Source organism: Enterococcus sp. DIV0691 (assembly GCF_051711145.1).
In the GTDB taxonomy this organism is placed as follows: Bacteria; Bacillota; Bacilli; order Lactobacillales; family Enterococcaceae; genus Enterococcus_B; species Enterococcus_B hirae.
Genome location: NZ_JBIOLY010000001.1, coordinates 1,409,793 through 1,422,251 on the forward strand (window position 1 = coordinate 1,409,793; position 12,459 = coordinate 1,422,251).

Consider the following 12,459-nt stretch of genomic DNA (forward strand, 5'->3'; position numbering starts at 1 on the left):
ATAGTTTTTGGGTTGTCATATGCGAATGTTTGTTCCATAATAAAGAAGTCTGTTCTAAGACTGAGAATCATGGAGGGGATAAAATGAAAACTGTTATACTGGCTGAAAAACCTTCCCAAGCAAAAGCTTATGCTGAAACATTTAAGAAACGAATACGTCACGAAGGGTATTATGAGATCGTTGATCCGTTGTTTAGTGGGGAAGTAACGATTACTTATGGATTCGGTCACTTAGTGGACATGGTCCCTCCTGGTGCATATGAAGAACGCTGGAGTAAATGGTCCTTGGCTAACTTACCAATTTTCCCAGAAACCTTCCGCTATGAAGTGCCGAAAGAAAAACAAGCACAATTTTCAATCGTCAAAAAGGAATTACAATCAGCAGATACGATCATTATCGCCACAGACGGAGACCGTGAAGGAGAAGCCATTGCTTGGTCGATTATCATTCAAGCACAAGCCTTCTCCAAAAGCAAAAAGTATCAGCGTTTGTGGATCAATTCGCTGGAAAAAGAGGCGATTTATGAAGGCTTTAAAAACCTTCGTCCAGGCGAGAGCTATTTTCCTAAATATAAAGAAGCGAAAGCTAGACAGAATGCGGATTGGTTGATCGGGATGAACGGGAGCCCCTTATACAGTCTCTTACTGCAACAAAAAGGGATCGATGGCAGCTTTTCTTTAGGACGTGTCCAAACGCCAACCTTATATATGATCTATCAGTTACAAGAAACGATTAAAAACTTCAAAAAAGAACCATACTATGAAATAGAAGCGACGATCAGTTGTGATGATGGTCGGTTTACAGGGAAAATCGATCCCAAGCAGAATTTTAAAACCCTCGAAGCACTACATCAAGCAATTGAAAAATCAGGCGCGCATCTAGGGAAGCAATCAGGACAGATCTTGTCGGTGATTAAAAAAGAAAAACAACTAAGTAGTCCACGTTTATTTTCTTTATCTAGCCTCCAGACAAAAATGAACCAATTGATGAAGGTGAGTGCCAAAGCGACATTAGATGCTGCCCAAGGGCTCTACGAAAAGAAATTTTTAAGCTATCCTCGGACAGATTCTACTTACATTACTGAAAATGAACATCACTACTTGGTGAAAAACCTAGTACGTTATAAAGATTTTTTAGGGATCAGCAGCGTAGAGACTCCTGAAACATGGTCGAAAAAAAGATATGTTGATGCGACAAAAGTCCAAGAACACCATGCAATTATTCCAACAAAAACGATACCTTCCAAGGAACGTTTTGCGCAATTATCACGTCTGCAACAAGCCATCTATTTACAAGTAGCGAAAACGACTATGGCAATGTTTGCCGAAAATTATGTATATGAAGAAACAACGATTTATACTGGTGTCCAAGAACTTCGCTTAAAAAGTACAGGGAAAATCCCAATCAAAAAAGGGTGGCAAATGATCTTGGCAACCAAAAGCAAGCAGAAAGAAGTCCAAGTATTACCAGATGTGGTAAAAGGTCAGGTGGTCGGCGTTGATCTGAAAAGTATTCAAAAAGAAACACAACCACCAAAACCATACAATGAGGGAACACTGATCACTGCGATGAAAACGGCAGGGAAAACATTGGATGATGAAGAAGCACAAGAAATCTTAAAAGAAGTTGAGGGAATCGGAACAGAAGCGACTCGGGCCAATATTATTGAAAATCTAAAGCAACGTCACTATATCGAGGTCACTAAAAATGAAATCACTGTTACGGCTAAAGGAATCACTCTTTGTAAAGCGGTCGCTCAAGAACCTTTGTTGACTAGTGCGGAAATGACTGCTCAGTGGGAAGGATACCTCAAAAAGATCGGTAACAATGAGGGCACACCCGAAGTCTTTTTAGCAAATATCAAAAAATTCATCCTTCATTTACTCGAATCCGTGCCAAAACAACTGACTTCAGTCGATTTATCTGAAGAAATCACTGGAACGCGCCAAATCAAAGCGCTGGAGAAGAAAAATGATCAACTAGGCAGATGTCCAAAGTGTAAACAAGGGATCGTCATGTTGTATCCAAAAGTAGCAACTTGTACCAATGCTTCTTGTGATTTTAAACTTTGGCCAACGATTGCAAAGAAGAAGCTGACGAAAACGATGATGCGGGAATTATTGTCTAAAGGTAAGACTAGTAAAGTAGTTAAAGGGTTGACTGGCAAAAAAGGGAAGTTTGATGCGGTACTAGAACTAAAAGCAGATTATTCGATCGGTTTTTCTTTTCCGTGGATGGAAAAATCAGGAGAAAAAAATAAAGAAGAAAAATAATTATTCCGAAAAGTGTTGGTTTATTTATCCAAAAATAACATACGATTTATAAATAAGGAGTTTAAGCGTTTGAAAAAAGTTCATTCATTGTTAAATTATTTGATGGGAACGATCACGATCGTTGCTGTTTATCAAGCATTATTAAAATATCCAGAATATGGTACGAAATTATTGTCTATCACGAAAGACCCTACGGCTTACTCACCTACACTGCTACTATCAACACTAACAGCTGGAGCGAAAAGTGCCACATACTTTTTACACAAAACAAGTAGTCTGTTGAAACGAAAGAAACAACGTAAGCAATTACTGATGGTCATCGCAGCACTAGTAATCATTTACTTTCTACCCGTATTGACACAATTATGGCATCAGTATTTTGGTTGATTACCGGAAATAAACCACATTCACAGTTATAATAGAGCTTGATGATTCACTTTGAAATTTCTTTATCATAAAAGTATCATGATAAATTAGTAAAATATATAACTAAAGATCTTAGAACACATTTGTGTTTTAAGATCTTTTTTTATTGGAAATGCTAGGTTAAGTCCGTTTATTATCAAGGAATTAAGCTCACTTACTTATAACAATAGTGAATATGTCGGTTATTGATTTGTTAGTGATTATAAGATTTGAACATTAGATGTTTAAGAATGAAAATTGTCGTTTTAGACAAGTTAACAGCTAAAGCTCGAAGAAGTGGGTACGACAATTCATAAAAAATTAGAGAATAACAAGTTATTTCTTGTGGTGCTTTTTATTTCTATTTATGGAAATTAATGGATTATTTCTCACTAATAATAATTATAAAATAAAAGCGCATTAAAAAATCTTTTGTTTCGACAAAATCTTATATGCCAGATATTTAATAAGGTTAAGAACTAAACAAATGATTATTTTTTTATGCAAAAAATAACATAAATAGGAAGGTGCAATCATTATGCCGGAAACAAATAATCAAATCGAGGGTTCAACGTTAACGAATGATCAGGAGCTGTATGAACATCTGAATTTTTCTGAAGAAGAAATCGAAACAGATCAACAACAAAAAATAGGTGAACGTATTGATGTGAATGATCATATATTGTTGGATGGTATGATTTCAAACCATCAAAATGAGTTCTCTAAATTGCCCGATGATATAAAAATACCAAGCGAAAAAATACGTAATATTCATGATGATAATCCAATGAATAAACTACTATGCTTACACAAAGGCAAACTCTATTATATTGAAAATTTGGACCCACAAAAAGGAGAAAAAAAAGCTTATGTAATTGCTGAGGAAGTATGGTATGGAGATAAACGATTGTTCCAAGCGAGCATTCAGCATAACATCAACCAAACCTTAATTAATTTTACTAAGATGACAAAAAATAAGAAAAATGGTACTCGCACGTTACTTGCTAGTCCAAGTTTAGTGTACAATATTATCAAGAATAATGAAATTTTCGAAAATGCAAAAGAAACTCAGGGGATAGCTCGTACAGTAGCACAACCAGATCCAACATATATTGGTGAGCGTCTTAAGATAGGGACCCCTGAATATGGCACTAGGGATCCGGAAATGAAAGTTCAATTAATGTTGCATGAAGATAAGCTCTATCAAATTGACCGCCAAAATAAACAGTCAAAACTACTCGCAGATAACGTAAAATTTCAAGATGGAACAATCTATAAGAGAAATGAGCAAGGGCTAAGAATGGTGCTATTCAGACCTAATACTCTTAAAGAGTCTCACAATATAGGTTTGATAAAATCATTTTTTACTAAAGAAAAAAGAGAAAAAACTCAAACGAAGTATGTAAGAGCTGATACCCTAGAGAACATCAATCAGCGCTTACAATATTTTAAAAATATGGAGAAGAAGGAACAGATAGAAAGTAAACCTTGGCCTGAGGTGGATGTTGATAGCATATCATCGTTAAAGAAGTTAACAATAGTAAAAGATCCAAACCTTCACAACGATAAAGACCTAATCTATTATGATTACGACAAAAGTGCTCTTTATAAGTTAGAGATTAACGATCGTGGGAAAGTCCAAAAAGCTTATTTGCTTACTAATAAACACCTTGATAAACAACTTCATAAAAGCGAACTTGCATTAAACGATATCAATAAAAGTATAAAATTGAATTTATTTCCTGTACCAAAGTTGTTTTCCGGATTGGTGTGGACACAAAAAGGGGAAATAGAAAAGAAAGTGGCGCATTTTATTGAATTCCAAAAAATGATTACTCATGAAAATAGAAACAAAGATGTATATACACTTTTGTTGAAAGATACCAATTTGTATTTAGTTGATCATAGATCAAAGGTGGCTATGAATGTTGCCGCTAATGTCAATTTTGAAGATGGTAAGATCAAATCAGATAATAAAATACTCTTATCCAACTTATCGCATAATGAAAATATGAAATGGCCAATATCTTCATACAAAGCTTCTAAAATTTTTGAAATAGCAAAAATAAACCAATCGAGGAACATCGTTCAAACAAGAAACTCTTTAGAAGGTTTAACAATGCACGCACAAAACTTCACTAAAACTGAAAAAAATGTTCAAAACCAAACTCAATCCCTTACTAAAAATAGTCCAAAAAAGACACGTATGGCTCCGACTCTTTCCGACAGACCTGTGGGAACGTCTAGATAAAATGATTATAGTATTCGGATTTATTGCATTATAAAGAAGAACGAGAGTTTCTTATTAAAAATGCATTAAATAAAGTATATTTTTAGATAGGAAGGTGTAATCACTATGGATAATATAAATATTCGAAGTGAAGACCCCACGTCGACAGGTGAGAATCAACTGTATAACCGGCTAAATTTTTCTGAGGAGCAAATCAAAGAAGACCAACAACAAGCAACGCATGAATGGATTAAGGGAAACGATCATATATTTTTGGATGATCTTATTTCAAAACATAAAAATGTTTTCTCCGAATTACCCAATAATATAAAAATACCAAGCGAAAAAATCTATGGGATTCATCATCGTGAGCCAGGGGATAAACTATTATACTTACACCAAGGCAAACTCTATTACATAGAAAATTTGAACCAATTTAAAGAAAAAGGAAAAGCTTATGTAATTGCTGAGGATGTAAGTTATCGAAAAAACCGCTTGTTCCAAGCAAACAAAAAGTTTAATATCTACCAAAATTTAGTTACTAATGCAAAGATGACAAAAAATAAGACAAATGGTGCTCACACGATGTTTGTTCATCCGGATTTAGTGTGTAGTATCATCAGAAATAATGAAATTTTCCAAGAAGCAAAAAATAGCAAAGGGGTAGATCGTAGAATAGCGCAACCAGATCAAACTTACATTGGTAAAGGACTTAAGATCGGGATCCCGAAGTATACATCAAGTAATCCCAAAATGACTGTTCAATTAATGTTGTATAAAGGCAGTCTTTATCAAATTGACCCTAAAAATAAACAGTCAAAATTTCTCGCAGATAAAGTAGAACGTCGAGGTGTTCATTTTTTCAAGAGAAATGAGCAAGGTCTGAGAGTGGAGCTATTTCAAGGTTATGTTGAAAAGGCTCAAAAAAATAATATTTTAAAAAAATATTTTAAGAATAAAAAAAGAAATAAAACTGAAACAATCCATATGGAATCGCATACTCTAGGGAAGATTAATCAGAATTTGCAAGATTTTGAAACTATGGGAAAGAAAGACCAGATAGCAGGTCAACCATGGTTGGAGGTGAATCCTGAAGACTTTTCATCGTTAAAAATACCAGAGAGTCCGACTCCTCAGAATGATAAAGACCTAATCTATTACGATCGAAATAAAAGAGCTCTTTATAAATTAGAAACCAACGTTCATGGGAAAGTTAAAAAAGCTCACTTGCTTATTAATAAACACATCTATGATCTGCAAGATGCAAAGCGTCTTGCATTGAAGGATTCTGGAAAAGATTTAAAATTAGATTTATTCGCTAAAGCAGAGTTGTCACACGGAATGATGTGGGCGCCAAAAGGGGTAATAGAAGAGAAAGTGGCGTATTTTGTTGAAGCCCAGAAAACTTTTACTCATGAAAACAGACATACGGATAAACATACACTTTTGATGAAAGATGCCACTTTGTATTTAGTTAATCATAGACTAAAGGAGGCTATAATCGTTGCTGATAATGTGTATTATGAAAATGAAAAGCTCAAATCAGGAAGTCAAGTACTCGTATACAGCTTACCATTTAATGAAAACATGAAATGGAGAATCCCGCCCTATGTCGCCTCTGAGATCAGGGAAATAGCGGAGATAATCCAAGCGAAGAACATTACTCGGTCTAATACTATAGTTGCTTTGCAAGAGCACGCAAAAAAAGAAATCAAAAACCACGCTCATGGTGTACAAGAGCAGGACATGCCAACTCGTTCATGCGTTTCAATCGGAGCAAGACCTGGAACATCTAGGTAATTATTGAAATTTATTGAAGGATTATTTCTTGCAGATATTAAACAAATGATCTTTTTAGAAAAACAATAAATAGAAAGGTGTGCTCTCTATGATAGAAAATAACATGAGCAAAGAGGAACTATATAATCATCTGAATTTTTCTAAGGACCAAATCGCAGAAGACCAAAACAAAGAGCCTTATAAAAATATTGTGGTGAACGAGCATGTATTTTTGGTTGATATAATTTCAACCTATAGAAATAAGTTTTCCCAATTGCCCAATAAGGTAAAATTACCAAGCAAAACAATAGATAATATTCACCAAGGTGATCCAATAGATAAACTATTATGTTTATACCAAGGGAAACTTTATTTCATAGAAAATTTGGACCCACAAAAAGGAGAAAAAAAAGCTTATGTAATTGCTGAAGATGTAGAGTATATAAATGGTGAATTGACGCAAGGAAGTAAAGAAAAGAATAGCTACCAAAATTTAATTGGACCTGTAGAAATGGAGAATAATCCCTCAAAGGACGCTCAATCGTTATTTGTTCATTCACGCGTAGTATACGATATTATCAAAAAGGATAACGAATACAAAAAAGCAAAAAAAGCCGAGAGAACAGCACGTACAATAACAGAACCAGATGAAACTTACATTGGTAAAAATCTCAAGATAGGAATCCCGCAGCGTACGTCATCCGATCTTAGTGTAAATGTTCAATTAATGGTACATAAAGGCAAACTTTATCAATTGGACACTGAGAGCAGCAAGTCGAAACTCCTCGCAGATAACATAGAAGAGAAAGAAGGGATATATTATAAAAGAAATAGTCAAGGGTTGAGAGTTGATCTGTTCTCGCCTTCCAATGTGACAACGGTTGATACAAATAATTTCATTCAAAGACGTTGGACTCGGGAGGGTAAAAATAGAGATAGAACGGCAACGATGTACGTCGATTCGCTTACTTTAGAAGAGATTAATCAGCGGCTAAATGGGTTTAAAATGATGGAAGATAGACAACAGATAAAGAGTAAACCATGGATTAAGGTGGATGTTAGAGCATTTTCATCATTATCAATACCAAAAAATCAAAGTCACAATAAACAAAAAGATCTATTTTATTATAAAGAAGGGACCATGAGGGATAAACTATATAAATTAGAGATTGAATCTCAAGATGGTAAGAATGTGAAAATCAAAAATGCTTATTTGCTTGCTGATAAGGATCTCTATAATTCACCAAATGCAAAACATATTGCAGTCCAAGACTGGGATACAAATGTAAAAATAAATTTATTCCTTAAATCAAAGATGTCAAACGGATTTATATGGATAGATAAAGGAGAAGTTGAAAAGAACATCAATTATTTGAATGAGGCCAAGAAACATTTTCCTAGAAATCGTTCTCCTAGAGATTTACATAAACCCCGAGAGCATGAAAACAGAAATGTAAATTCGTGTACACTTTTGTTGAATAAGAACAATTTATATTTAGTTAGTCATAAAGGAAAAAAGGCTATCCTGATTACTGATAATGCACATTTTCAAGACGGCAAGCTCAAATTAGGGGATAAAGTAATTGCAGACAAATTACCAAAGACGTCTAATAAAGATGCCATGATATGGAGTCTCTCTGCTGAGAATGCCACGAAATTCTTAGACATAGCGAATATAAACAACTTCGTTCAAGGTAGAAATTTGATTGATTTGACAACACCCGCAAAAGCATCACACGAACTTGGCACTAGTCACATCGTTCGAGATAGTAAGTCGTTAGAAGATTTGACAAAGTACAAACAACCATTACCCGAACGACTTACTAGTAACATTGCTCAAGGTAGAAATTCGTTAAGAAATTTGATTGATTTGACAACACACGCAAAAGCATCACACGAACCTGGCGCTAGTCACAGCATTCAAGATAGTAAGTCGTTAGAAGATTTGACAGGGTACACACAACTATTACCCGAACGAAGTACTAGTAACATTGCTCAAGGTAGAAATTCATTAAGCAATTTGATTGATTTGACAACACACGCAATAGCATCACACGAACTTAGTAGCAATACTCAAAGCAACACTGTTGGACACACTCAAAAGCGTCCTGCACCGCAACCTCCTCAAAAAGGTAGTAATGAAGCCCCATCTAGATAAAATGATTGTAGCATTCGGATTTATTGAATAAGAAGAACGAGTGATTTTTATTTGCTTTACTAGTTATGTGGTAGCCTTAAAGTGGGGAACATTAGTACAAAAAATTTTATTTCCATTATTATTTAATTTTTGCTATTTTTATGCTGAGCTATTTACTAGAAAATAGAATATTCTAACCGTGTTTAAGGACATCAAAGACAGTAGTAGCTACTATCTTTGATGTTTTTTTATTAGTTTTTGAATAGAATGATTCAACGAATGATCGTTCAAAAATATGTGATTACGTCTTGTATGTAGGTGAATAGACTATCTTCAGATAACAAAATTAGAATCACTGACCTTTTTGTTTTATCATTTTGAAATAAAAGTTTTATTTTAGCTGAAGTGTAGATATAGAATGGAAAGCGGATAAAAGCTGTTTGTTTCAGTAATTACTTGAAAAACGCAAAGAAAACTAGTACGACTGTAAATAAACGAACTTTTATACAAGGCCATAAAAGGAGAGGGAATATGACGATGAGGAAAAGCGACAAATTATCACCAGAGGAACGATATTTATCTCTGGCATTTTCTGATGATCAAATCCAAGAACATAAACATTTAACACAGGAGAATGGGTTAAGGTTTCATCAGCAATTTGAGCAGAGAGACGAGAACGACTTTCATGAACAACTACACATGAAACTGCCCAAAAAATCGAAAAATACCGAGAAAAATCAGTTATTATATTATGATCATAAAGAGGAGAAGCTTTATAAGATCATTTCAAGCCAGGAAATTGTTAATAAAAAAAAGTCCTACTTAAATTGTCATGGAAAATTGATTACGAGTAACGTTAAATTTAGTGACGGTTCAACAAAACTAGTCATAGACAATAAACAACAGAATCAAGAAACAACCTTAATTAAATTTGGTCTGGACGAACTGTTTAATAGAAAAAAATCACGGTTTATATGGGTGACAACAGAAAAAGAAAATGAACTAATAAATATAGTTGGTTCTTTAAACGATAAAGACCAGGAACATCACCAAAATGATGGAGAGGTACAACATACTGATCACTCAAAACGTAAACTTCAGGAATGGCTAAGTAAAAATGAACCGGTAGTATATTATCCATTAGATGCTAAAAACAAGAGCGGTTATGACAAAGACGAGCCATTACTATATTTTGGGAACAATAACCTATATAAGGTTGACCATGAAAAGGGGCGGGCGACCTTAATTGCTGAAGGAGTGCAGGAAATTAATCGAAGTTTTGTATGGAACGATGTGGCACTTCTAAAAAATTTACCGAAAGAATGTGGGGAAAATCAAGCCGTAAGAGTCGATGAAAAATGTTTAGAATCGATTCGAAAAGTAGTTGATATAGTTAAAAGAAAACAAATTTTGGAAAACAAACCAGAAAACAATCTTACACAAGGCTCTTTAGCTGCTAAAGCTACTAAAGCTACTAAAGCAAGAAATGCACAAACATCTCCTAGTTTGACTTTGACATCACTAAATTATACTAATATAGACAGATAAAAAACTAATGTTCCTTGATTATAGTATCTCTTTAAAAATTAAGTTGAATTGTTGCACAATAATGATGCAAATGGATTCTTAAAATAGCATGAATGATTGCTATAAATCATAGTCTTATTTAACAGTCTATAACCCCATATAATCGTTCTTACACTTTAAAGGTATATTAATCAACTGATAAAACACTACTTTCTAGGATACATCTATCAATCATTGCTCTAACAAAATATGGATAGATAAATTCACATCAAAATCTATTTTTGGTGTGAATGATTTCTAGATAGCTTTAATTCTAAATGGTTTATGCATGCGTATATATATAACTGATTAGTTGAACAAGAAAAGAATCGTTTTTATACTATCTGGTAAAAAGAAATAGAATAAATAGCAAGAAGAGAGGGTTTGTGGCTTTTTAAAGGAAGGAAATAAAAATTTTATATTTTAGTTTACATAATATATATTATACAAAGTAGATTCAAAGTGAATTAAACCCCCATCAAATCGAAATCAAACTAAAAAGATAAAAAAATGACTCTTTCGAACCATTGCAAAATTTTAAAATTATTTTGTATTATAAAATATCAATTAAATCGTGTTTGACAAGATTTAAACACGATTTAATTTTTTATCTGTCTATAAAGTCCATATCCATAATTTACAAAATTAGAAACAAAAACTCCACAATATTCACATGTGACATTCTCTACAATAAAACAATCATAATCTGGACAACACTTTTTTGATCTTTCCACAAAGAGATACATTTTTCCATACTACAATCACAATCTTTACATTTCAATTTCATACAAGTCACTCCTTACTAAAGATCATATCAACAGCGTTCTTATAATTCTCGATCATTTGTTTGTGTTGTTTTGTCATACGTTTACGTCCGTTAGCAATCAAACCAGCGACATAACAACCTGAATCATTCCAACACTCGTCTAAGACCGCTAATGATACCGATACTTGTTTTTCTACCCACTTTTTAGTTCTATAAAGCGACATTAGGAATTTCAATGAGAGATTTCTTTGATTTTGAACTGTACAATGAAGAATTATTAAACAAAATCCATCTGACAACTTTAATTTAGAGAATAAATCTAATTTGACAGTTTTACCGAAGAAATAATAAAAAGAGTAAAAGAAAAAATAAAGAAAGAGCAACTAGACATACAGATTAGTCGCTCTTTCTTTATTTTTTATTGTTTATGTATGAATTCTATCTTTCTACGAAAGAACCTTCTGATTTTTCTTTGGAAGGGTTTTTATTGATTGCTTTATTTTGTTCGTTTTCGGAAAGTTTCTCGACTTTCCTCATAGCTCTGATTTCGTCAAATTTTTTTGATTGATTTTGTAATTTTTTAATGTTGTCGTCATGATCAGGTTGTATTGGAGCAGGTCCATTTATCCAAACACGTTGCGTTTCATTGAATAGAGAAAAAAATTTTACCCATGCTTTATTTTCTTTAGACAATTCTTCTTTTGGGCTTGAGTTATCTTGGACAGACAGTCCGGCTAGTGCTATTTTAAGAGCGTCATTATATCGAAATTTTTTTTGAGAGGATAATATTTCTGAAACATCTGATCCTGCTTCTTTAATAAAGTTTTCGTAAATTTCTTTTCGATCTCTAAGGTACAGGCCTTTAAAGTCATTTTTGTTTAAATTTTTGTTAACTTCGTTCATTTCTTCAAGCAACATTATTAAACGTTGACTGTGTGGGTCATCTCCAAGCGATTCTATCTTGTTTAAGAAATCTAAGTATGTTTTTTTACTTCTAGAAAAAATATTTCTTGATACTATTGGACGATTCCCACCATTTTGTTGCAAAACTTGATTTATACGATCTTCGATATCTTGTTCGTTAACAGGATTTGTAGTTTGTGATTCTTGTTCGCTAACAGGATTTGTAGGTTGTAATTCTTTCATTTTTTTCTTCCTTTATTTTTATTTGTAATTATAAATAAGAAAAACCAATAATGGTGTTTCTTGTTTTCCCCTGAATTAGAAAAATTAACATAAAATTAAATCCCTGCCGATCTAAATGAAACAAAAAATGTATCGTATTTCTGATATAGCATTTCTC

General features: G+C 33.4%; 8 protein-coding genes. 6 read left to right on the forward strand and 2 right to left on the reverse strand.

The window, feature by feature from the left end:
• Nucleotides 1–83 precede the first annotated feature (83 nt).
• The 6 genes from topB (at nucleotide 84) to IGJ11_RS06375 (ending at nucleotide 10,372) form a co-directional block, all read left to right on the forward strand.
• On the forward strand, nucleotides 84–2,273 hold the full coding sequence (gene topB, locus IGJ11_RS06350) for a type IA DNA topoisomerase (RefSeq protein ID WP_063627096.1): 2,190 nt from the start codon (nucleotides 84–86) through the stop codon (nucleotides 2,271–2,273).
• 102 nt (nucleotides 2,274–2,375) lie between these two features.
• The gene (locus tag IGJ11_RS06355; protein ID WP_174270245.1) at nucleotides 2,376–2,660 is read left to right on the forward strand and encodes a hypothetical protein; all 285 of its coding nucleotides are present in this window, start codon (nucleotides 2,376–2,378) and stop codon (nucleotides 2,658–2,660) included.
• Nucleotides 2,661–3,216: 556 nt separating this feature from the next.
• A complete protein-coding gene (locus IGJ11_RS06360; RefSeq protein WP_063627097.1) occupies nucleotides 3,217–4,929 on the forward strand; it encodes a hypothetical protein in 1,713 nt (570 codons plus the stop codon).
• Between the two features lie 105 nt (nucleotides 4,930–5,034).
• Entirely contained in the window at nucleotides 5,035–6,708 is a 1,674-nt protein-coding gene (locus tag IGJ11_RS06365; protein ID WP_063627098.1) for a hypothetical protein, read from the forward strand.
• A gap of 88 nt (nucleotides 6,709–6,796) precedes the next feature.
• A complete protein-coding gene (locus IGJ11_RS06370) occupies nucleotides 6,797–8,845 on the forward strand; it encodes a hypothetical protein (RefSeq protein WP_251849131.1) in 2,049 nt (682 codons plus the stop codon).
• 510 nt (nucleotides 8,846–9,355) lie between these two features.
• On the forward strand, nucleotides 9,356–10,372 hold the full coding sequence (locus tag IGJ11_RS06375) for a hypothetical protein (protein ID WP_207432202.1): 1,017 nt from the start codon (nucleotides 9,356–9,358) through the stop codon (nucleotides 10,370–10,372).
• A gap of 810 nt (nucleotides 10,373–11,182) precedes the next feature.
• Here IGJ11_RS06375 and IGJ11_RS06380 read toward each other — a convergent pair.
• Nucleotides 11,183–11,380: a hypothetical protein gene (locus IGJ11_RS06380; RefSeq protein ID WP_155727568.1), complete on the reverse strand. Its 198-nt coding sequence runs from the start codon at nucleotides 11,378–11,380 to the stop codon at nucleotides 11,183–11,185.
• Nucleotides 11,381–11,594: 214 nt separating this feature from the next.
• Nucleotides 11,595–12,302, reverse strand: a complete 708-nt coding sequence (locus IGJ11_RS06385; RefSeq protein ID WP_251849134.1) for a hypothetical protein — start codon at nucleotides 12,300–12,302, stop codon at nucleotides 11,595–11,597.
• Nucleotides 12,303–12,459: the final 157 nt, after the last annotated feature.